This window comes from Brevibacterium samyangense (genome assembly GCF_039529845.1).
Classification (GTDB): Bacteria; Actinomycetota; Actinomycetes; order Actinomycetales; family Brevibacteriaceae; genus Brevibacterium; species Brevibacterium samyangense.
In genome coordinates this window covers 1-22,476 of record NZ_BAAANO010000017.1, presented here as the reverse complement: position 1 = coordinate 22,476, position 22,476 = coordinate 1, and the positions used below count along the sequence as shown (strand labels likewise).

The window sequence follows — 22,476 nt, the reverse complement described above, 5'->3', positions numbered from 1 at the left end:
TCCGGGGCCGTCGTGCATTCACGAAGCCTGTGCTTGGTACTGTGACCGGGTGTCGATCCCCGCCCCGCTTCCCGCCGCCGAGGACGCCGCTGTCACGCGCTCCGCCGCCGGACCCGCACCGGCCCCGGGCACCCGTGCGGGGCACTCCGGACGCACGCCGATACGTTCCTGGCTGCTCTACACGCTCGTCCTCGTGATGGCGAGCCTCACGGTGTACGGCGGGCTCATCGGCGCTCCCGCGACCCGGGTGTTCGCGGAGAACGACGACACCTCGCTCTTCATCTGGTGGTTCGCGCACGCGGCGGACGTGACACTCTCGTGGCTCGGCCTCGGGTCCGGGGAGAGGGACTTCCTCTACACGCATGCGATGAACCATCCCGACGGGGTGAACGGGGCGTGGAACACCTCGGTGCTCGGCCTCGCCCTGCCGATGGTCCCGGTGACACTGCTCGCCGGTCCCGTCGTGTCGTTCAACCTCGCGATCATGGCCTCCCCGGTCGTCTCCGCCCTCGCCGCAGCGGTGTTCGTCCGCCGGTTCACCGCGTTCGGTCCGGCCTGCCTGGGCGGATTCGCGTACGGGTTCTCCACCTACGTCGTCTCCCAGTCGGCCGGTCACCTCAATCTCGCGTTCGCCCCGTTCCCGCCCCTCGTCGCCCTCGGCGTCCACCTGCTCCTCGACACGGGGATCCGGAGGCGTCGCCGCGTTCTCGCGATCGGGGCTCTGCTCGGTCTTGTGATCGGGTGGCAGTTCTTCATCTCGAGCGAGTTGCTGGCCGGGACATTCCTCGCGACGGTGGTCCTGCTCGCGGTCCGGGCGCTGCTCACGTGGCGCCGGTTCCTCGCCGGTCTCCGGTCGCTCGTCCTCGGTGGTGCGACCGCGGTGGTCGTCGCCTGCCTGGTGGGCACCCCGCTGCTCGTCACGATGTTCACCCATCCGGCTGCTCCCGGTGCAGCCATCCGGCCGCACGGCGTGTGGAACGCGGACGTCTTCGATGCCGTCGTCCCCGGTCCGTACACCCTCCTCGGTGGGGCGCCCGAGACTCCCATTCCGCGTGCACTGCCGCTCGACCCTGCGGAGATCGGCGGATACTTCGGTCTCGTGTGGATCGGCCTGGCGGTCGTCACCTGCGTCGCCCTGTGGTCACACCCGCGGTGGAAGGCGCCGGTCCGGGTCACCGCCGTCACGGGACTTCTCATGTGGCTCCTGTCCATGGGGGCGCCCCTGCGGGTCTGGGGGCAGGAACTGCCCTCCACCGCACCGTTCCGGCTCGTCGAGCTCGTCCCGGTGCTGCAGAACGTGCTACCGATGCGACTCGTCGTGCACGCCACCCTCGCGATGAGCCTGCTCCTCGCATTCGCGGTCCAGGCGGCTCTGGACTCGGGGAACCGCCGTCTGCGGTTCGCCGGTGTGGGCGCGGCACTGCTCGCGCTCGTGCTCGTGTTCCCCGGTTCCGTCCCCACCCGCCCCGTCTACGTCCCCGAGTTCTTCACCTCGGGGGCCTACCGCGAGGTACTGCCCGAAGGCTCGGTGACGAAGGTCCTGCCGGCACCGATGGCTGCCGCGCAGCCCCACACCGCCGAGGCGATGGCATGGCAGGCGGTGAGTGGGATGCACTACGTGGACACGGGTGGGTACTTCATCGGCGGGACGGACGACGGCGGTGTCGTGTACTCCGCACCCGACGATGCGCTCGACCGCATCCTCGAGGAGGAAGCGCTTCCCGCGGGAGACTCCGCCGAGGTCCGCGCCGCCCTCGTCGAACTCCGGTCGGAGGGCGTCGAGTACCTCCTCGTCGCGGACAACGCGTGGTACCTCAGCCATCCCGCCGAGGACGTGGCGCGCATGGTCGCGGAGGCCGCCGGTCTGTCGTACCACAAGGTCGACGGAGTGTTCCTCGTCGACCTCACCGACGCGGAGTGACTGCGGGGCGACGGCGTCCGTTAGTCTTCGGGCATGCTGAGAATCGGACTCACCGGCGGCATCGGGGCCGGTAAATCGACCGTCGCACGACTCTTCGAGGACCGGGGAGTTCCCGTCATCGACGCCGATGCGATCGCCCGGGAGGTCGTGGAACCGGGGGAACCCGCGCTCGCGGCGCTCGAGCGGGAATTCGGCTCCGAGGTGCTCGCTGTCGACGGTTCTCTCGACCGGGCGGCTCTCGCGGCGCGGGCCTTCGCCTCGCCCGAGCGCACCGCTGCGCTCAATGCGATCATGCATCCGGCGATCGGTGAACGGACCGCCGCGCGGTACGCGGCCCACGCCGAGGCGCCGATCGTGGTCCACGACGTCCCCCTCCTCGTCGAGAACGGACTCTTCGTGAACTACCACCTGTGCGTCCTCGTCGACGTGCCGGCCGAGGTTCGTCTGGCGCGCCTCCTCGGATCCCGCGGGATGGACGAGGCTGACGCGCGGCGCCGTATCGCGGCGCAGGCTTCCGATGCGGACCGCTATGCGGCGTGCGATGTCGTGCTCGACAACTCCGGCGTCCCGGCGGACCTCGAGACGGCGTTCGGGCGTCTGTGGGAGGACCGGATCGTGCCCTTCGCCGAGGCGCTGCGCACCGGCCGGCCGGCCGCCGCACCTGCCGCACTCTGCGGCCTCACCGAACCCGGTCGTGCCGACCGGCACCTCGCCCGGGTGGTCCGGGCGCTCGGCGATCCGGAGGCGCAGGCCGCTCCGGTCGTCTCCAACCGGAGCACCCGGCCCACGCATCGGCTCCGCGTCACCCCCGCGAACGCGCAGCAGGCCGCCGAGGCTCCCGCCCGACTCGCCGCGGCCGGGTGGTTCCCGACGGGGGAGGGGGCGTTCGCCTCGGCGGATCCGGGGGCTCCGGCCCTGCTCGTCCTCGAACTCCCGGAGGGGTGAGGGCCGGCTGCGGTGCCGTGCGGCGGCCGGTTCAGCGCAGGGTCGCGCTCAGGCGGATCGACACGCCCTTGAGGGCCTTGGACACGGGGCAGTCGCGCTTCGCCCTCTGTGCGTGGGTCTCGAAGTCGGCGGCGGACATCTCGGGGACCTCGGCGACGGTGACGAGATGGATCTCCGTGATGCCCTCACCTGCGACGAAGGTGACGTCGGCGTTCGTCGAGATCGACTCCGGGGGCGTCCCCGCATTCGTGAGGGCGTTCGAGAGGGCCATCGAGAAGCACGCGGAATGCGCTGCGCCCAGGAGCTCCTCCGGGCTCGTCGTTCCCTTCTCCCGCTTCTCCGCGCGCACCGCCCAGGACAGGGGCAGGGATCCGGTCCCGGAGCTGTCGAGGGAGACCGAGCCGGTCCCCTCGCGGAGGCTGCCGCGCCACTGGGTGTGCGCGGTCGAGACGATCTCGTGGGCCATGGCGGTCTCCTTCGTGTGTGTCCGTGGGTCGCACTAGTCTGGTGGTATGGCGACGCAGGCTGGTTCTCACACAGTACCTACTGATGCAGTACCCACCGACGGAGCACCTACCGATGGAGCACCCACCGGCGGCAGTGCTCCGGCGGACAGTGCTCCGGCGGACAGTGCCGCGCAGGTGAACCCCGCACGTCCGGTGCCGAAGATCGGGCACCGCCCGGAGGTCGTCCGGTCGGTCGCGCCGTTCGAGGTCGTGAGCGAGTACGAACCCTCGGGTGACCAGCCGACCGCGATCGCCGAGATCACCGAACGCCTCGCCCGTGGTGAGAAGGACGTCGTGCTCCTCGGCGCGACGGGCACGGGCAAGTCCGCGACGACCGCCTGGCTCATCGAACAGGTGCAGCGACCCACCCTCGTCATGGCGCACAACAAGACGCTCGCCGCCCAGCTCGCGAACGAGTTCCGCCAACTGCTGCCGAACAATGCGGTCGAATACTTCGTCTCCTACTACGACTACTACCAGCCGGAGGCCTACGTCCCGCAGACGGACACCTTCATCGAGAAGGACTCCTCGATCAACGACGAGGTCGAACGCCTCCGGCACTCCGCGACGAACGCCCTCCTCACCCGGCGTGACGTCGTCGTGGTCTCCACCGTCTCCTGCATCTACGGCCTCGGGACCCCGGAGGAGTACGTCGAGCGGATGGTGTCCCTCGAGGTCGGACAGGAGTTCGACCGGGACGCGCTGCTCAAACAGTTCGTCGGGATGCAGTACTCGCGCAACGACCTCGCGTTCACCCGGGGCACCTTCCGGGTCCGGGGAGACACCGTGGAGATCATCCCGCAGTACGAGGAGCTCGCCCTCCGGATCGAGTTCTTCGGCGACGAGATCGAGGCGCTCTACACCCTCCACCCGCTCACGGGGGAGATCGTGCGCGAGGAGGAGGTCGTCCACATCTTCCCCGCCACCCACTACGTCGCCGGCGACGACCGGATGGCACGGGCGATCGCGCAGATCGAGGACGAGCTGCAGCAGCGCCTGCAGGAGCTCGAGAGCCAGAACAAACTCCTCGAGGCGCAGCGCCTCAAGATGCGCACCACGTACGACCTCGAGATGATGCAGTCGATGGGGTTCACCTCCGGCATCGAGAACTACTCGCGGCACATCGACGGCCGTGAGCCCGGCAGCGCGCCGAACTGTCTGCTCGACTACTTCCCGGAGGACTTCCTCCTCGTCATCGACGAGAGTCACGTGACGGTTCCGCAGATCGGCGCGATGTACGAGGGCGACATGTCCCGCAAGCGCACGCTCGTCGAACACGGGTTCCGTCTCCCGAGCGCTCTCGACAACCGCCCGCTCAAGTTCGGTGAGTTCCTCGACCGGATCGGCCAGACGGTCTATCTCTCCGCGACTCCGGGCACCTTCGAGCTCGAACGCGCGAACGGGACCGTCGAACAGATCATCCGCCCGACGGGGCTCGTGGATCCGAGGATCACGGTGAAGCCCACGCGCGGACAGATCGACGACCTCCTCGGCGAGATCAACGACCGGGTCGCGAAGGACGAACGTGTGCTCGTCACGACGCTCACGAAGAAGATGGCCGAGGACCTCACGGACTACCTCCTCGAGCACGAGGTCCGGGTCCGCTACCTGCACTCCGATGTGGACACGCTGCGCCGGGTCGAGCTGCTGAGCGAACTCCGGGCGGGGGAGTACGACGTCCTCGTCGGCATCAACCTCCTTCGTGAGGGCCTCGATCTCCCCGAGGTCTCACTCGTGTCGATCCTCGATGCGGACAAGGAAGGGTTCCTCCGGTCGGCCACCTCCCTCATCCAGACGATCGGCCGTGCCGCACGCAATGTGAACGGCGAGGTGCACATGTACGCGGATCGGATCACCCCGTCCATGCAGCAGGCGATCGAGGAGACCGATCGTCGTCGGGAGATCCAGATCGCGTACAACACCGAGCACGGGATCGACCCGAAGCCGCTCGTGAAGAAGATCGCCGACATCACCGAACGGCTCCAGCGCGAGGACGAGGACACCCGCGAACTCCTCACCCAGTTCGACTACGGCAAGGGGAAGCGCGGCTTCAATTCGACGCTCACCGACGAACAACGCGATCGGGCGGCGTCCCGCGCGTCCGGACGAGCCGGTACCGTGTCCCAGCCCTCGGAGGACCTCGTCGAACTCATCGCGACCCTCACGGAACAGATGCACACCGCGGCCGCGGAACTCCAGTTCGAACTCGCGGCCCGGCTGCGCGACGAGGTCTCCGAGCTCAAGAAGGAACTGCGCCAGATGCAGAAGGAGGGGCACGCCTGAGGCCGTGCGCACGGCCGGGTGGGTCGGGGCGGGACGCGGCCTGTAGGATTGTCCACTGGCGAAGGGGAGTATCCCACTCACGTCCGAGCTCGTCATCACGACGCCGCATCCGCGCGGCATCCGGACTCGGAGCGACACCGCCGGCCCTCATCCGGTCGGCGCACCGCGGGAGAGACCTTCGGAGAAGACCGGCGTTACGACCACCACCCGGTTGGTCCGCCACGATTCCCTGAAAGGCATACATGGAAATTCCCATGATGTTCAAGATCATCTCGGCCGTCGTGCTGGTGTTGATCCTCGTATTCGACCTCCTGCTCGTGGTGAAGCGGCCGCACGTGCCGTCGATGAAGGAGGCCGGCCTCTGGGTCGCCTTCTACGTCTCCCTCGCCCTCGTGTTCGCAGGAGTGCTCTTCGCCATCGGCGATGCCCAGCACGCCGGTGAGTTCGTCACCGGTTGGCTCATGGAGTACTCGCTGAGCGTCGACAATCTCTTCGTCTTCGTGCTCATCATGGGCGCGTTCTCCGTGCCCAAGCGTTTCCAGCAGGAAGTGCTCATGGTGGGCATCATCATCGCGCTCGTCGCACGCGGCATCTTCATCCTCGTCGGTGCCGCCGTCATCGAGCGGTTCGTCGAGGTCTTCTTCCTCTTCGGTGCCTTCCTGCTCGTCATCGCCTGGCGTCAGGCCTTCGGGCACGAGGACGAGGGCGACGGCGAGAACGGGCTCATCAAGCTCCTCAAGAAGCGCATCAACGTCACGGAGGAGTACCACGAGAACAAGCTCCGCGTGACCATCGACGGCAAGAAGTTCTGGACCCCGATGTTCATCGTGTTCATCGCGATCGGCTCGACCGACGTGATGTTCGCCCTCGACTCGATCCCCGCGATCTTCGGTGTCACGCAGGATCCGTTCCTCGTCTTCACGGCGAACGTCTTCGCGCTCATGGGTCTGCGCCAGCTGTACTTCCTCCTCGGTGGCCTCGTCGACCGCCTCGTGTACCTCCACTTCGGTATCGCGGCGATCCTCGGCTTCATCGGCGTGAAGCTGCTGCTCCACGCGCTCCACGCCTCGGAATGGGTGCCGTTCCGTGAGCACGTCCCGGAGATCCCGATCTGGATGTCGTTGAGCTTCATCGTCCTCGCGATGGGCGTCGCCACCGTGGCCTCGCTCCTCAAGATGCGTTCCGAGCCGGACCGTGTGTCCTTCGGTCCGCTCGAGCACGAGGTGCACGGCAAGGACGGTGTCCACCACTACGGGGGCGACGACACGAAGTGAGTCTCCCCACCACGTGAGCGTCCCCACCGGAACCCGCTGAGCGGGGGTCCTCCGGAAACGGCCGAGGCGCCGGCTCCCCTCTGCGGGGAACCGGCGCCTCGGCCGTTTCCGGAGGTTCTCTTCCCGGGGGAGAGCCCCGTCCGAGGTGGAGGAACGGAACGGTCACTCGCTCCAGGGCCCGAACACCGGGTTCCACGTCCGGATCGTCGTCGACTCGATGACCCCCGCCTCCGCATAGGGGTCGTGGGCGAGGAGCTCCGCGATCGCCTCGGCGTTCTCCCCGGTGAGGAGCAGGAGGCCTCCGGGCTGCTGCTCGTCCTCGAGGGGCCCGGAGGCGAGGAGGATCCCGGCGTCGAGGATCTCCTTCTGCCACGCGCGGTGGGCGGGGCGCACGGACATGCGGTGGTCGGTGTCGGGACCGTAGGCGTAGGTGACGGCGAAGACTGCCATGGGTGACTCGTTTCGGTCGGAGGGTGGTCGTCGGGGATACTGGAGGACGGTCCCGGGGCCGCGACGGGGGCGCACGCGCGCACCGCCGAGGTGATCGGGCCGTTCCCCGCAGCAGTCTAGTTCTCGGTCCCACCGGTGGCGCGGGCGTCACCGACCGGATCGTGCGAAAGGTCGGATCCGTGCCCCGTCTCCCGGAGATCCCCGAAGAGTTCGCCGATCCGGATCTCCTGTGGTCCACCTTCACCGAGTACTGCGAGGACGTCGGGATCACCCTCTACCCGGCACAGGAGGAGGCGATCCTCGCGATCCTCACCGGGGACAACACGATCGTCGCGACCCCGACGGGGTCGGGGAAGAGCATGGTCGCCCTCGCCGCCCTGTTCGCCGCGGTGAGCACCGGCCGCCGGGCGTTCTACACCGCTCCGATCAAGGCACTCGTGAGCGAGAAGTTCTTCCAGCTCTCCGACGCCTTCGGCCCGGACCTCGTCGGCATGGTGACGGGCGACTCCGCCGTCAACGCGGACGCTCCCATCATCTGTGCGACGGCGGAGATCCTCGCGAACCAGGCGCTGCGGGAGGGTGCGCTGCTCGATGTCGGGCTCGTCGTCATGGACGAGTTCCACTACTTCGCTGATCCGCAGCGCGGGTGGGCATGGCAGGTGCCGCTCCTCGAGATGCCCCAGACCCAGTTCGTCCTCATGTCCGCCACGCTCGGGGACATGTCGCACATCACCCGGGGCCTCGAGGAGACGACGGGGCGACCGACGTCCCTCGTCACCGGGGTCGAACGGCCCGTGCCGCTCGAGTACCGGTACTCCGAGGAGCCGCTCCAGGAGGTACTCCACGCACTCGTCCGCCGCGATCAGGCGCCGGTGTACGTCGTGTCCTTCGTGCAGAAACAGGCGATCGACCTCGCGAGCGCGATCGTGAGCGCGAACCTCACGACGAGGGAACAACGCGACGCGATCGCGCAGGAGATCGCCGGATTCCGGTTCGGCAAGGGATTCGGGCTCGTCGTCAAACGCCTTCTCCTCCACGGGATCGGCGTGCACCACGCCGGAATGCTGCCGAAGTACCGCCGGCTCGTCGAGCAGCTCGCAGGTGCCGGGCTGCTCACGGTGATCTCCGGGACGGACACCCTCGGCGTCGGGATCAACGTCCCGATCCGCACCGTCCTCCTCACCGGACTCACGAAGTTCGACGGGCGCCGGATGCGCCGGCTCAGCGTCCGGGAGTTCCAGCAGATCGCCGGACGCGCCGGACGTGCCGGCTACGACAGCGTCGGCTATGTCGTCGTCCAGGCTCCCGAGCACGAGATCGAGAACAAGAAGGCGCTCGCGAAGGCCGGTGACGATCCGAAGAAGCGCCGGAAGGTGACGAAGAAGCAGCCTCCGACCGGATTCGTCGGATGGTCGGAGAAGAGCTTCGACTCCCTCGTGAACGGTACTCCGGAGGAGCTCGTCTCCCGGATGCGGATCTCCCATTCGACGCTCATCAACCTCCTCGCCCGGCCCGGAGCCGGCGCCCACACGGTCCGTGCGTTCATCGACCGGACCCACGAGTCCCGGGCGGCCAAGCTCGACCTGTATCTGCAGGCGATCCGCATCGGGCGGTCGCTCCTCACCGCCGGAGTGCTCGAACGGGTGGAGACCGCCGACGGGGTCCGGATCCGCCTCGTCGACGACCTCGGCCCGAACTTCGCGCTCAACCAGCCGCTGTCGCCGTTCGCGATGGCCGCGCTCGAACTCTTCGACCGCGAGTCGCCCGACTACGCCCTCGACGTCCTCAGCATCATCGAGGCGACGACACCCGTGCAGTTCGCGGTGCTCAAGGGCCAGCTCGATCGGATCAAACGGGACGAGCTCGGGCGGCTCAAGGCCGACGGCGTCGAGTACCACGAGCGGATGGAGATCCTCGACGAACTCACCTATCCGCAGCCGAACGCCGAGGTGCTCGAGGCGGCCTTCGAGGCGTACGCCTCGGGTGCCCCGTGGGTGAAGGAGATCGGCCTCGAACCGAAGGCCGTCGTCCGCGACATGGTCGAGCAGGCGATGAACTTCTCGCAGTTCGTCGCGTACTACGGTCTCGCCCGGGTCGAGGGCGGACTGCTGCGCTACCTCATGGACGTCTACCGGATGCTCGTGCAGACGATCCCGGCGGAGGCGCTCACCCCCGAGCTCGAGGACATCCGGGCCTGGCTCGGCGACCTCATCGCACGCGTCGACTCGAGTCTGCTCGAGGAGTGGGAGGCGCTGCGGAACCCCTCCGAGGACGACCTCGACGAGGCGGTCTTCGCTCCCGCCGACGGGCGCCTGAGCGCCGATCGGACGCGCTTCACCCGCCTTGTGCGCAACACGATGTTCCACCGGGTGCTGCTCGCCGAACGTGCGGCCTACGACCGCCTCGGCGAACTCGACGGCGAGTCCGGGTGGACCGCCGCGAGGTGGGAGGACGCGATCGAGGACTTCTACGACGAGTACGGCGACCTCGGGATCGACGCGGACGCCCGGTCCGCCGCCCTGTGCCGGATCACCCCGGGGGAGGAGTGCTGGGAGGTCCGTCAGGTCCTCGCCGATCCCGCCGGCGACCACGACTGGGCGATCACCGCGCGGGTGGACGTCGCCGCGAGCGACGAGGCCGAGGAGGTCGTCCTCGAGATCCTCGACGTCGGGCCCATGTGAGTGGGTCGACTGTGCGTGGGTGCACTGTCGCCGGGCGGACGGGCGCGGCCGGATGGGAACACCTGTTCGAGATCACACCGCTCGTGTCCGTGCCTCCGACTAGAGTTGACGTGTGACTTCCGAGAAGACCGCCGCCACCCTCGCCCGCACCCCCGCCGCCGCGCAGCAGCCGCACTCGGCCGCCGGCACCGGTACCGGTGAGGGCATCTCGCACCTCGACACCCTCGTCGTCCAGGGCGCCCGCGCGCACAACCTCAAGAACGTCGACGTCCGCATCCCGCGTGACTCGCTCGTCGTCTTCACGGGACTCTCGGGATCCGGCAAGTCCTCGCTCGCTTTCGACACGATCTTCGCGGAGGGTCAGCGCCGCTACGTGGAGTCGCTGTCCTCGTACGCCCGCATGTTCCTCGGGCAGATGGACAAACCGGACGTCGACATCATCGAGGGGCTGTCGCCCGCGGTGTCGATCGACCAGAAGTCCACCTCCCGGAACCCCCGGTCCACCGTCGGGACGATCACCGAGGTCTACGACTTCATGCGCCTGCTGTGGGCGCGCATCGGGGTGCCGCACTGCCCGGTGTGCGGTGAGCGGATCACGAAGCAGACCCCGCAGCAGATCGTCGACCAGCTCCTCGAGCTCCCCGAACGCACCCGCTTCCTCGTGCTCGCCCCCATCGTGCGTGGGCGCAAGGGCGAGTTCGTCGATCTCTTCCAGGACCTCCAGTCCAAGGGGTTCTCCCGCGCGGTCGTCGACGGCGAGCAGGTCCAGCTCGCGGAGCCCCCGACGCTCAAGAAGCAGTACAAGCACGACATCTCCGTCGTCGTCGACCGGCTCGTCGTCCGGGAGGGCATGCGCCAGCGGCTCACCGACTCGGTGGAGACCGGCCTCGCGATCGCGGAGGGGCGCATCGAGGTCGAACTCGTCGACGACGGTACGGTCCGGACCTTCTCCGAGCACATGTCGTGCCCGAACGAGCACCCCCTCACGATCGACGAGATCGAACCGCGGACCTTCTCCTTCAACTCGCCCTTCGGCGCCTGCCCGGCCTGTGACGGCATCGGTACCCGCCTCCAGGTGGACGAGACCCTCGTCGTCCCCGACGAGGACCTCTCGCTCGGTGAGGGCGCGATCGCCCCCTGGTCCACGGGGAAGACCACCTCGAAGTACTTCAACCGGCTCCTCAAGGGTCTCGGCGACGAACTCGGGTTCGATCTGCGGACCCCGTGGAAGGACCTGAGCCGCGCGCACCGCACCGCGATCCTCGAAGGCAAGGACTACAAGGTCGAGGTCAAATACCGGAACCGCTTCGGCCGTGAGCGCATCTACTCGACCGGGTTCGAGGGTGTGTACCAGTACATCCTCCGCAAGCACGAGGAGACGGAATCGGAGAGCTCGCGCGAGCGCTACGAGTCGTACATGCGCGAGGTCCCGTGCGCCACCTGCGACGGGACGCGTCTCAAGCCGGAGATCCTCAACGTCCTCGTGGGAGGGAAGTCGATCGCGGACGTCTGCCGGATGTCCCTCGACCAGTCGCTCGACTTCCTCGCGGGCCTCGAGCTCGGGTCCCGTGACGCCCAGGTCGCCGCCCAGGTGATGAAGGAGATCGTCGCCCGGCTGCGGTTCCTCCTCGACGTCGGTCTCGAGTACCTCAGCCTCGACCGCACCGCGGGCACCCTGTCCGGCGGTGAGGCACAGCGCATCCGCCTCGCCACCCAGATCGGTTCGGGCCTCGTCGGCGTGCTCTACGTCCTCGACGAACCCTCGATCGGTCTCCACCAGCGCGACAACCGCCGTCTCATCGAGACGCTCGTGCACCTGCGCGACCTCGGGAACACCCTCATCGTCGTCGAACACGACGAGGAGACGATCGAGGCCGCGGACTGGATCGTCGACATCGGCCCGGGAGCCGGCGAGTACGGCGGCAGCGTCATGTACTCCGGTCCGGTCCCGGGACTCGCGGACGCCGAGGGATCGATCACCGGTGCGTACATCGCCGGGCGCCGCCGGATCGAACTGCCGACCACACGCCGTCCCGTCGACGAGGGCCGTGTCCTCACGGTCGAACGCGCCCGCGAGAACAACCTGCGGGACGTGAACGTCTCCTTCCCGCTCGGTGTGCTCACGGCCGTCACCGGTGTGTCGGGTTCCGGGAAGTCGACACTCGTCAACGACATCCTCTACACCGAACTCGCGAACGTGCTCAACGGCGCCAAGCGGGTCCCCGGCCGGCACAAGCGCATCACCGGACTCGATCAGCTCGACAAGGTCATCCACGTCGACCAGTCCCCGATCGGGCGGACGCCCCGGTCGAACCCGGCGACGTACACGGGTGTCTTCGACAAGGTCCGCCAGTTGTTCGCGGAGACGGAGGTCGCGCGCATCCGCGGTTACCAGCCGGGCCGGTTCTCCTTCAACGTCAAGGGTGGCCGCTGCGAGAACTGCCACGGCGACGGCACGATCAAGATCGAGATGAACTTCCTGCCGGACGTCTACGTCCCCTGCGAGGTGTGCCACGGTGCCCGGTACAACCGGGAGACCCTCGAGGCCCATTTCAAGGGCAAGAGTATCGCGGATGTCCTCGACATGCCGATCGAGGAGGCCGCGGACTTCTTCGAGGCGGTTCCCTCGATCTCCCGCTACCTCCGCACCCTCGTCGAGGTCGGCCTCGGCTATGTGCGCCTCGGCCAGCCGGCGACGACGCTCTCCGGCGGTGAGGCACAGCGCGTCAAACTCGCGGCCGAGCTCCAGAAGCGGACGAAGGGTCGGACGGTCTATGTGCTCGACGAACCCACGACGGGTCTGCACTTCGAGGACATCCGGAAGCTCCTCGACGTCCTCCAGAACCTCGTCGACAAGGGCAACACGGTGATCGTCATCGAGCACAACCTCGACGTCATCGCGTCCGCGGACCACATCATCGACATGGGTCCCGAGGGCGGTCGGGGCGGCGGTACGGTCGTCGCCCAGGGCACGCCGGAGGAGGTCGCGCAGGTCCCGGAGTCGTACACCGGTCAGTTCCTCGGTGACCTCTTCGCACGGCGGGGTCGCGTCATCACGGACGTTGCACCGGCGAAACGAGGGAAGACGTCGGGGTCCGCGCCCGCGCGGAAGGCCTCCGCGCAGAAGACTCCCGCGAAGAAGCACTGATCCGTGGATCCGAGCACGTACCGCCCGGCGACGGGGGAGATCCCCACGGAACCCGGGGTCTACAAGTTCCGGGACGAGCACCGTCGGGTCATCTACGTCGGCAAGGCGAAGAACCTCCGCAACCGGCTCAACTCGTACTTCGCGAATCCCGCGGATCTCCACCCCCGGACCTTCACGATGGTGCACACCGCCGCCTCCGTCGAGTGGACCGTCGTGAATACCGAGGTGGAGGCGCTCCAGCTCGAGTGGACGTGGATCAACGAGTTCGATCCGCGGTTCAACGTGATGTTCCGCGACGACAAGTCGTACCCGTACCTCGCCGTGACGATGAAGGACGAGTATCCGCGGGCGTTCGTCACCCGCGGGAAGCGGAAACCCGGGGTGAAGTACTTCGGGCCATTCAGTCAGGTGTGGGCGATCAAGGAGTCCCTCGACCTCCTGCTCAAGGCGTTCCCGGTCCGCACCTGTACGAACGGGGTGTTCCGGCGCGCGCAGGCCACCGGTCGGCCGTGCCTCCTCGGGTACATCGACAAGTGTGCGGCACCGTGCGTCGGTCGGGTCACCCCGGAGGAGCACAAGGACCTCGCCCGCAACGTCGTCGACTTCATGTCCGGGAACACCGGTGCCTTCATCGGCCCGCGGAGGGCGGAGATGGCCGAGGCCGCCGCGGAACTCGACTACGAACGCGCGGCGCGCCTGCGGGACGAGATCGTGGCACTCGAGAAGGTCGTCGACAAGAGCGCCGTCGTCCTCTCGATGAATGCGGACGCGGACGTCTTCGCCCTCGTCACCGAAGAACTCGAGGCCTCCGTCCAGGTGTTCCACGTCCGGGGCGGTCGCATCCGCGGTGAACGCGGGTGGATCATCGAACGGCTCCAGGAGGCGGGCCCCGCGGAACTCACGAGCGACTACCTCCGGCAGGCGTACACCGAGGTCGACCCCGAGGCGATCCCGCGCGAGATCCTCGTCGACACCCTCCCGGAGGACCTCGAACTCCTCACTGCGTGGCTCTCGGAACGTCGCGGGTCCCGGGTCGTCATCCGGGTCCCGCAGCGGGGCGAGAAGAAGGCGGTGCTCGACACCGTCGCGAAGAACGCGTCCCAGGCCCTCGTGCTCCACAAGACTCGCCGCGCCTCGGACCTCACGACGCGCTCGGCGGCGCTCACGGAGATCCAGACGGCGCTCGGCCTGCCCGAACCGCCCCTGCGCATCGAGTGCATCGACAACTCGCACACGCTCGGCAGCAATGTCGTCGGCTCCCTCGTCGTGTTCGAGGACGGACTGCCGAAGAAGCGCGACTACCGCCACTTCGCGGTGACGGGGGAGGCAGCCCGGGACGACACCTCGTCGATGTACGACGTCGTGTCCCGGCGCTTCTCCCGGTATCTCGAGAGCCTCGCTGAGGACGAGCCGGACGAACGCTTCGGCTACCGGCCCTCGCTCCTCGTCGTCGACGGTGCGCTCCCACAGGTGCACGCGGCGGTGAAGGCGCTCGAGGACCTCGGCATCATGGACATCTCGGTCGTCGGGCTCGCGAAACGCCTCGAGGAGGTCTGGGTCCCGGACGACGAGTTCCCCGTGATCCTGCCGCGGAACTCGGAGGGCCTCTTCATGCTCCAGCGGGTCCGCGACGAGGCCCACCGGTTCGCGATCTCGTACCACCGCAAACGCCGGGGAGCCTCGATGCGCGCGAGCGTGCTCGACGGGGTCGAGGGCCTCGGGGACGCGAAGCGCAAGGCACTGCTGCGGCACTTCGGCTCGGTGAAGAAGATGCGGGCGGCCTCGGTCGCGGAACTCCAGGAGGTCAAGGGCGTGGGCCCGGCCCTCGCCGCGCGGATCCACGCCGTCCTCCACGCCGAGGACGCACCGGAGGAGTCGACGGCCCCCGAGGCGGCGACGGGGGAGTAGCCCGCGTCACCACCCGGTACCGTAGTGCTGACGCACCGGCCCCCATCGGAAGGCACCGACGAGGATGACGATCCCCCCTGTCCCGAGCCCCGTCCCGAGTCCGCCCCCGCACCCGCGGAACGACACCGGACTCGAGATCCTCCTGCTCACCGGCATGTCCGGCGCCGGACGCTCGACCGCGGCCAACGCGCTCGAGGACATGAACTGGTACGTGGTGGACAACCTCCCGCCGCTCATGATCCCGCCGCTCGTCGAACTCGTGGCCCGCGCGGAGGGCGCCCTGCCGAAGGTCGCGGTCGTCGCCGACGTCCGCGGTCGTGCGATGTTCTCCGAACTCGATCGGGTCCTGTCGGACTACCAGGACCAGGGCATCGGCATCCGGGTGCTCTACCTCGACGCCGCCGACGAGGTGCTCGTGCGGCGATTCGAGTCCGTCCGTCGGCCGCATCCCCTCCAGGGGGACGGCACACTCGTCGACGGCATCACCGCCGAACGCGAGGCCCTCGGCTCCCTCCGCGATCGCGCCGACATCATCATCGACACCTCGGACCTCAACGTCCACCAGCTCTCGAACGAGGTGCGGAGCGCCTTCGGTCAGGACGGGGTGTCGCCGCTGCGGCTCACCGTCATGAGCTTCGGTTTCAAGTACGGCATCCCGATGGACGCCGATCACGTCGTGGACGTCCGGTTCCTGCCCAATCCGTACTGGATCCCCCACCTGCGGGGTCATACGGGGCAGGACGTCGAGGTCGCGGACTACGTGCTGTCCCAGCCCGGCGCCCTCACCTTCATCGACCGTTACCTCAGCACCCTCGACGTCGTCGTCGAGGGGTACCTGGGCGAGAACCGCACGTTCGCGACCATCGCGATCGGATGCACCGGGGGCAAGCACCGTTCGGTCGCGATCACCGAACAGCTCGCGAAGCGCCTCGCGGACCGCGTCCACGCCCGGGTGAATGTCCGCCACCGCGATCTGGGCCGGGAGTGACATGGGCGTGCCGAACCTCCCGACGGGGGAGATCCCACTCCGCGTGACCGCCGGCGCCAGCGAACCCGGCGGCGGTCCCCGCGTCGTCTCCTTCGGTGGGGGACACGGGCTCTACGCGGCCCTGCGCGCTTTCCGGCTCCTCACGGAGAACCTCACGGCGGTCGTCACGGTCGCGGACGACGGCGGGTCCTCGGGCCGCCTGCGCGAGGAGTTCGGTGGTCTTCCGCCGGGGGATCTCAGGATGGCTCTCGCAGCTCTCTGCGACGACGGCGAGTGGGGCCGCACGTGGCGGGACGTCCTCCAGCACCGGTTCACCTCGGACGGCCCGTTGAACGATCACGCGGTCGGCAACCTGCTCATCTCCGCGCTCTGGCAGATCCTCGGCGATCACGTCGACGGACTCGACCTCGTCGCCCGGCTTCTGCGCACCCACGGGCGGGTCCTCCCGATGTCCTCGGTGCCGCTCGGGATCGAGGCGGACGTCCGTCCCGGTCCCGGCGCCCCTGCGGAGGTCATCCGCGGCCAGTCGTGCCTCGCCGCGACACCCGGGCACGTCGATCAGGTGCGGCTCGTCCCCGCGGACCCGCCGGCACGGGAGGAGACGCTCGAGGCCGTGCGGACCGCCGAGGTCCTCAACCTCGGGCCGGGCTCCTGGTACACCTCGGTGATGCCGCACCTCCTCGTCCCGGACCTCGCCCGGGCCATCGTCGAGGCGCCGGGGCTCACCACCCTCACCCTCAATCTGCCGGGAGCGGAGGGGGAGACGAAGGGGCTCACCCTCGCCGGCCACCTCACCTCGCTCCACGCCCACGCGCCGCGCCTCGGGATCGACTACGTCCTCGTCGACGACGCTGCTGCGGCACGTGAGAAGGATCTCGCGCGGATGGCGGAGGACCTGTTCGGTGCCCGCCTGTGGACCCGGCCGCTCGCCTCCCGTCGCCCGAAGGCGCACGACAGCCTCAAACTCGCCGCGTGCTACCGTGACGTGTTGCTCGACGCGGGGATCCCTGTGGACGAACAGTGGTGACGCCGGCGCCGAGCGCCGCGGACCGCACTCGACCGCGGTGACAGCAGAAGGGGAGAACGGATGGCACTGACCGCGCAGGTGAAGGACGAGCTCGCACGGCTCGAGGTGACGCGCACCTCGGCCCGGAAGGCCGAGGTCTCCGCGCTGTTGAGGTTCTCCAACTCCCTCCACATCATGGCCGGGTCCATCGTCATCGAGGCCGAGGTCGACACCGGCGCGGTCGCCCGCCGGCTCCGCGGGGAGATCAAGGCGCTCTACGGGCACACCGCCGAGGTCGTCGTCATCAGTCCCTCCGGCATCCGCAAGGGCAGTCGTTACCTCGTGCGGGTCGCCCGCGACGGCCTGTCCCTCGCCCGGCAGACGGGTCTCATCGACAATCGCGGTCACCCGGTGCGGGGGCTGCCCGCAGCGGTCGTCAACGGATCCCTCGCGGACGCCCGCGCGGCTTGGCGCGGTGCGTTCCTCGCCCACGGCTCCCTCACCGAGCCCGGCCGGTCCTCGGCGCTCGAGATCACGTGCCCCGGCCCCGAGGCGGCCCTCGCCCTCGTGGGTGCGGCCAGGCGCCTCGGGCTCACCGCGAAGGCCCGGGAGGTCCGGGGCATCGACCGCGTCGTCCTCCGCGACGGCGAGGCGATCGGTGACCTCCTCACGAACATGGGCGCGACGGACGCCCGGATGGTGTGGGAGGAACGGCGGCTGCGGCGGGAGGTCCGCGCGACCGCGAACCGCCTCGCGAACTTCGACGACGCGAACCTGCGCGCTGCCGCGCGGGCCGCCGTCGCCGCCGGGGCGCGTGTCGAACGCGCGCTCGAGATCCTCGGGGAGGACGTCCCGGACCATCTCCTCTACGCGGGGACCCTGCGCCTCACCCACAAGCAGGCCTCCCTCGAGGAACTCGGACAGCTCGCGGACCCGCCGATGACGAAGGACGCGATCGCCGGACGGATCCGGCGCCTGCTCGCGACGGCCGACAAGCGGGCCGAGGAACTCGGGATCCCGGGCACCGAGGCGAGCCTCACGGCCGACATGCTCGACGCGGACTGAGCGCCCCGTCCGAGGCCGGCTCCGGGTGTCACCGGACGCGTCGCGGGGCGCCTCCGGACGTGTCCGGAATCACTGCGACCGACATCACCCGGAAGTCTGGACAAGTGTGTTCCTGTGGGGAATTGTTGTGTTCGGTGGGACGTTCCAGATCACGTCCCGCAACACACGTTCTCCCTGGAGGCACTCGTTATGACTGTTCGCGTTGGCATCAACGGATTCGGCCGCATCGGTCGTTCGTTCTTCCGTCAGGCTCTCGAAGGCGATCACGACATCGAGGTCGTCGCGATCAACGACCTCACCGACAACGCGCACCTCGCGCACCTGCTCAAGTACGACTCCACGTGGCGGAAGTTCCCCGCGGAGATCTCCTTCGACGACGAGTCGATCACGGTCGACGGCAAGCGGATCCGCGCCACCTCCCTGCGGGACCCCCACGACCTCAAGTGGGGCGAGGTCGGCGTCGACGTCGTCGTCGAGGCGACCGGCGTCTTCCGTGACCGGGACAAGGCCCAGGCGCACATCGAGGCGGGCGCGAAGAAGGTCGTCCTCTCCGCCCCGGGCAAGGACATCGATGGTTCCTTCGTCATGGGTGTGAACGACTCCGCATACGACCCGCAGAAGCACCACATCGTCTCCAACGCCTCCTGCACGACGAACTGCCTCGCCCCGGTCGCCAAGGTCCTCGACGAGACCTTCGGGATCAAGAGCGGCCTCATGACGACCGTCCACGCCTACACCGCGGACCAGAACCTCGTCGACAGCCCGCACAAGGACCTCCGTCGTGCGCGTGCCGCAGCCGTCAACATCGTGCCGACCTCGACCGGTGCGGCCAAGGCCGTGACCGAGGTCCTCCCGGAGCTCAAGGGCAAGCTCGACGGCCTCGCGATCCGCGTCCCGGTCGTCACCGGTTCCGTCGTCGACCTCACCTTTGTGCCCGAGAAGGACGCGACGGTCGAGGAGGTCAACGCCGCGATCAAGGCGGCCGCCGAGGGCGAACTCGCCGGGATCCTCGAATACACCGAGGACCCGATCGTCTCCTCCGACATCATCATGAACGACCACTCCTCGATCTTCGACGCGCTGCTCACCCGCAAGCTCGGCGATCAGATCAAGGTCTTCTCGTGGTACGACAACGAGTGGGGCTACTCGCAGCGTCTCGTCGACATGGCGGTGCTCGTCGGCAAGGACGCCTGAGTCCTCGCACATCACCTCCCGGATCGGGCCCCGAGGTCTTCCTCGGGGCCCGATTTCGAGTAACCTCGACTGCGAAGAACCTCCGTCAGTCACGACCGCCGGTCACGCGTCGGTCCAGGTGAAAGGCCATTCATGAAGACTCTCGACAACCCGGCCGAGTTCGCGGGCAAGCGGGTGCTGGTCCGCAGCGATCTCAACGTCCCGCTCGACGGCACGACGATCACGGACGCCGGGCGCATCCTCGCCTCCGCACCGACCCTCACGTCGCTCGCCGAGGCGGGGGCGAAGGTCATCGTGATGGCGCACCTGGGCCGCCCCAAGGGTGCACCGGAGGCCAAGTACTCCCTCGCTCCCGTCGTCCCCGCTCTCGCGGAGGCCGTGGGCCGGCCGGTCGCCTTCGCCTCGGACACCGTCGGAGAGGACGCGAAGGCGAAGGCTGCGGCGCTGCAGGACGGCGAGGTCCTCCTCCTCGAGAACCTCCGGTTCAACCCGGGTGAGACCTCGAAGGACGATGCCGAGCGCCTCGCCTTCGCGAAGGAACTCGCGTCCCTCGCGGACGTCTTCGTCTCCGACGGTTTCGGTGTCGTCCACCGCAAGCAGGCGAGCGTCTGCGATGTCGCGACGCTGCTGCCGCACTACGCGGGTGGACTGGTGCAGGCCGAGGTCGAGGTGAGCCGCACCCTCCTCGAGGACCCGGCGCGTCCCTACGTCGTCGTCCTCGGCGGTTCGAAGGTCTCCGACAAGCTCGGTGTCATCGCGAGCCTCCTCGAACGCGCGAACACCCTCGTCATCGGTGGTGGGATGGTGTTCACCTTCCTCAAGGCACTCGGTCACGGCGTCGGTGCGAGCCTCCTCGAGGAGGACCAGATCGACACCGTCAAGGGCTACCTGAAGAAGGCGGAGGAGCTCGGGGTCGAGATCGTCCTCCCGACCGACGTCGTCGTCGCGTCCGCGTTCGCCGCGGACGCCGACCACTGGACGGTCCCCGCCGACGGCATCGAGTCCTCTCCCGCGGGCACCTCGGCCCTCGGCCTCGACATCGGACCCGAGTCCGCTGCACGCTACGCGGAGATCATCAAGGCCGCGAAGACCGTGTTCTGGAACGGCCCCATGGGCGTCTTCGAGTTCGAGGCGTTCGCCGGCGGCACGAAGGCCGTCGCCGAAGCCCTCACGAAGGCGCACGGCGGTGTCGTGGACGGCCGACTCACCGTCGTCGGCGGAGGCGACTCCGCGTCGGCCGTGCGCAACCTCGGATTCGCCGACGAGGACTTCGGGCACATCTCCACCGGTGGTGGCGCATCGCTCGAGTTCCTCGAGGGCAAGGAACTGCCCGGCCTCGCGGTGCTCGAGGACTGAGCGGCATGACGACGCGAACCCCGCTGCTCGCGGGCAACTGGAAGATGAACCTCGACCACCTCGAGGCGATCTCCGCGGTGCAGAAGCTCGCCTGGGCGCTGCGCGATGCGAAGGTCGACCCCGAATCGGTCGACGTCGCGGTGCTCCCTCCGTTCACCGACATCCGGTCGGTGCAGACCCTCGTCCAGGGTGACAAGCTCCCGGTGCAGTACGGTGCCCAGGACCTGTCCGTCCACGACGCGGGCGCGTACACCGGCGAGGTCTCGGGCGCTTTCCTGTCTCGCCTCGGGTGCACCTACGTGGCCGTCGGCCACAGTGAGCGTCGCGAGTACCACGCGGAGACCGACGAGGTCGTCCGTGCCAAGGTGGAGGCCGCTCTCCGTCACGAACTCACGCCGATCCTCTGCGTGGGCGAATCGCTCGACGTCCGTGAGGCCGGCACCCAGAACGACGTCGTGCTCGCCCAGGTGCGGGCCGCTCTCGACGGATTCGACGCGGAGGCCCTCGACGGCCTCGTCATCGCGTACGAGCCCGTGTGGGCGATCGGCACCGGGAAGACCGCGACCGCGCAGGACGCCTCCGACATGTGCACCGGCGTCCGTGGCGCGCTCGAGGAGATGTTCTCCGCGGAGTTCGCGGCCGGCGTGCGCCTCCTCTACGGCGGCAGCGTCAAACCCGACAACGTCGCGGAGATCGTCGAGCACGAGGACGTCGACGGGGCACTCGTCGGCGGAGCGAGTCTCGATCCCGAGAGCTTCGCGACTTTGTGCGCGCGCGCCGTCGGGAAGTAGACTCCAGTCAGCGCCGATACTGCGCCCGCACCGAACCGCGTTCTCCGAACCGACCGATAGGTAACCCTTCGTGACCATTCTGACCTGGACCCTCACGGTCATCCTCATCCTCACGAGCATCTTCCTCACGCTGCTCATCCTGCTCCACAAGGGCAAGGGCGGTGGCATGTCGGACATGTTCGGTGGCGGCATGAGCTCGAACCTCGGTGCCTCGGGTGTCGCCGAGCGCAACCTCAACCGGTTCACCGCGCTCGTCGCCGTCGTCTGGGTGGCCTCGATCATCCTGCTCGGCCTCACGGTGCGCTTCGCCGGCTGAGAGCCGACCCCAACCGCGCAGAACCCGGTCTCAGGCCACGAACGGACCGAGACACCCCGAAGGCCCGGAACCTCCCCGGTTCCGGGCCTTCGTCGTGTGTGGCGCCTGCGGGTGCCTGGTCGCCGCCCGTGCCGAGCTCACAGCACCGTCTCGGTTTGCACGCATTATCCTCCGGATTCTGCGTGTAACCGGGGACAGCAGTGCCAAGCGGAGCCTGCCGGACCGTTCAGGCGCCCGCAGCAGGTGTTCCGGTCCGCCCTCGCACTTCTGGAAAACGTACTCCGGGATGATGTCGTCTGCTCCGGGGGTGTGGATTTGCTCGCTAGATGGCGGTCTTCTGTGATCGCTTGACGGCGTTAGCTGCCGAGGGATCAAGACTGATCGACGTAGGGGAAATCCGGGTTTGCCTCTTGACAAGTAGGCCCACAAATTAGCGGTTAGGCTCATCCTCGTGTGCATCGATGATTGCGCTTACCTTGGCATCGACGGCGGCGAGTGTCTCGAGTTCGAGGTCGGGGGCGTCGAAGTCGACACGGTGGCCCTTGAGCAGGAAGTCGAGTTTGGGATGGATGAATCGTCCCGTGTTTCATAGAGAGTGATCCAACCTTCCACAAAGGCAGCACCACCACTCTCATGGCACCCCA

At 68.4% G+C, this 22,476-nt stretch carries 16 protein-coding genes; 14 read left to right on the top strand and 2 right to left on the bottom strand.

Annotated features, from left to right (window positions below; genetic code table 11):
- The first annotated feature begins 49 nt into the window (after positions 1-49).
- Together ABD172_RS09290 and coaE are read left to right on the top strand one after the other, a co-directional pair.
- Entirely contained in the window at positions 50-1,921 is a 1,872-nt protein-coding gene (locus ABD172_RS09290) for a hypothetical protein (RefSeq protein ID WP_344309002.1), read from the top strand.
- A 33-nt stretch (positions 1,922-1,954) separates the two neighbouring features.
- Positions 1,955-2,866 (top strand): dephospho-CoA kinase, encoded by a 912-nt coding sequence (coaE, locus tag ABD172_RS09285; protein ID WP_344309000.1) that lies wholly within the window; start codon positions 1,955-1,957, stop codon positions 2,864-2,866.
- 31 nt (positions 2,867-2,897) lie between these two features.
- Here coaE and ABD172_RS09280 read toward each other — a convergent pair whose 3' ends face one another.
- Positions 2,898-3,332, bottom strand: coding sequence for an OsmC family peroxiredoxin (locus tag ABD172_RS09280; protein WP_344308998.1), 435 nt, complete (start codon positions 3,330-3,332; stop codon positions 2,898-2,900).
- Between the two features lie 175 nt (positions 3,333-3,507).
- Between ABD172_RS09280 and uvrB the strand changes: the two genes are divergently transcribed.
- Both uvrB and ABD172_RS09270 read left to right on the top strand, forming a co-directional pair.
- Complete coding sequence (gene uvrB / locus ABD172_RS09275; RefSeq protein WP_344308996.1) at positions 3,508-5,655, top strand: excinuclease ABC subunit UvrB; 2,148 nt, start codon at positions 3,508-3,510, stop codon at positions 5,653-5,655.
- Positions 5,656-5,897: 242 nt separating this feature from the next.
- A complete protein-coding gene (locus ABD172_RS09270; RefSeq protein WP_425546675.1) occupies positions 5,898-6,929 on the top strand; it encodes a TerC family protein in 1,032 nt (343 codons plus the stop codon).
- 162 nt (positions 6,930-7,091) lie between these two features.
- Here the strand turns inward: ABD172_RS09270 and ABD172_RS09265 are convergent, their stop codons facing one another.
- Positions 7,092-7,379, bottom strand: a complete 288-nt coding sequence (locus ABD172_RS09265; protein WP_344308992.1) for a YciI family protein — start codon at positions 7,377-7,379, stop codon at positions 7,092-7,094.
- A 179-nt stretch (positions 7,380-7,558) separates the two neighbouring features.
- Here ABD172_RS09265 and ABD172_RS09260 point away from each other — a divergent pair, with 179 nt between their 5' ends.
- The 10 genes from ABD172_RS09260 to secG all read left to right on the top strand — a co-directional run bounded on the left by ABD172_RS09260 (position 7,559) and on the right by secG (position 21,832).
- Positions 7,559-10,060 (top strand): DEAD/DEAH box helicase, encoded by a 2,502-nt coding sequence (locus ABD172_RS09260; protein WP_344308990.1) that lies wholly within the window; start codon positions 7,559-7,561, stop codon positions 10,058-10,060.
- 205 nt (positions 10,061-10,265) lie between these two features.
- Positions 10,266-13,208, top strand: coding sequence for an excinuclease ABC subunit UvrA (gene uvrA / locus ABD172_RS09255; protein ID WP_344309195.1), 2,943 nt, complete (start codon positions 10,266-10,268; stop codon positions 13,206-13,208).
- A gap of 3 nt (positions 13,209-13,211) precedes the next feature.
- On the top strand, positions 13,212-15,116 hold the full coding sequence (gene uvrC / locus ABD172_RS09250; protein WP_344308988.1) for an excinuclease ABC subunit UvrC: 1,905 nt from the start codon (positions 13,212-13,214) through the stop codon (positions 15,114-15,116).
- A gap of 64 nt (positions 15,117-15,180) precedes the next feature.
- A complete protein-coding gene (rapZ, locus tag ABD172_RS09245; protein ID WP_425546674.1) occupies positions 15,181-16,104 on the top strand; it encodes an RNase adapter RapZ in 924 nt (307 codons plus the stop codon).
- Complete coding sequence (locus ABD172_RS09240; protein WP_344308987.1) at positions 16,073-17,131, top strand: gluconeogenesis factor YvcK family protein; 1,059 nt, start codon at positions 16,073-16,075, stop codon at positions 17,129-17,131. Before rapZ ends, ABD172_RS09240 begins: the two co-directional genes overlap by 32 nt.
- 60 nt (positions 17,132-17,191) lie before the next feature.
- Positions 17,192-18,175, top strand: coding sequence for a DNA-binding protein WhiA (gene whiA, locus ABD172_RS09235; RefSeq protein WP_344308985.1), 984 nt, complete (start codon positions 17,192-17,194; stop codon positions 18,173-18,175).
- Between the two features lie 189 nt (positions 18,176-18,364).
- On the top strand, positions 18,365-19,369 hold the full coding sequence (gap, locus tag ABD172_RS09230; RefSeq protein WP_344308984.1) for a type I glyceraldehyde-3-phosphate dehydrogenase: 1,005 nt from the start codon (positions 18,365-18,367) through the stop codon (positions 19,367-19,369).
- Positions 19,370-19,501: 132 nt separating this feature from the next.
- Complete coding sequence (locus ABD172_RS09225; RefSeq protein ID WP_344308983.1) at positions 19,502-20,725, top strand: phosphoglycerate kinase; 1,224 nt, start codon at positions 19,502-19,504, stop codon at positions 20,723-20,725.
- 5 nt (positions 20,726-20,730) lie between these two features.
- On the top strand, positions 20,731-21,516 hold the full coding sequence (gene tpiA, locus ABD172_RS09220; RefSeq protein WP_344308982.1) for a triose-phosphate isomerase: 786 nt from the start codon (positions 20,731-20,733) through the stop codon (positions 21,514-21,516).
- A 70-nt stretch (positions 21,517-21,586) separates the two neighbouring features.
- A complete protein-coding gene (gene secG, locus ABD172_RS09215) occupies positions 21,587-21,832 on the top strand; it encodes a preprotein translocase subunit SecG (protein ID WP_344308981.1) in 246 nt (81 codons plus the stop codon).
- Positions 21,833-22,476 lie beyond the last annotated feature (644 nt).

Bases quoted from the DNA above. Each gene is read 5' to 3' on its own strand.
- coaE (WP_344309000.1), top strand. From the start codon at position 1,955: ATGCTGAGAATCGGACTCACCGGCGGCATCGGGGCCGGTAAATCGACC.
- ABD172_RS09280 (WP_344308998.1), bottom strand. From the start codon at position 3,332: ATGGCCCACGAGATCGTCTCGACCGCGCACACCCAGTGGCGCGGCAGC.
- ABD172_RS09270 (WP_425546675.1), top strand. From the start codon at position 5,898: ATGGAAATTCCCATGATGTTCAAGATCATCTCGGCCGTCGTGCTGGTG.
- ABD172_RS09265 (WP_344308992.1), bottom strand. From the start codon at position 7,379: ATGGCAGTCTTCGCCGTCACCTACGCCTACGGTCCCGACACCGACCAC.
- rapZ (WP_425546674.1), top strand. From the start codon at position 15,181: ATGACGATCCCCCCTGTCCCGAGCCCCGTCCCGAGTCCGCCCCCGCAC.
- ABD172_RS09240 (WP_344308987.1), top strand. From the start codon at position 16,073: ATGTCCGCCACCGCGATCTGGGCCGGGAGTGACATGGGCGTGCCGAAC.
- whiA (WP_344308985.1), top strand. From the start codon at position 17,192: ATGGCACTGACCGCGCAGGTGAAGGACGAGCTCGCACGGCTCGAGGTG.
- gap (WP_344308984.1), top strand. From the start codon at position 18,365: ATGACTGTTCGCGTTGGCATCAACGGATTCGGCCGCATCGGTCGTTCG.
- ABD172_RS09225 (WP_344308983.1), top strand. From the start codon at position 19,502: ATGAAGACTCTCGACAACCCGGCCGAGTTCGCGGGCAAGCGGGTGCTG.
- tpiA (WP_344308982.1), top strand. From the start codon at position 20,731: ATGACGACGCGAACCCCGCTGCTCGCGGGCAACTGGAAGATGAACCTC.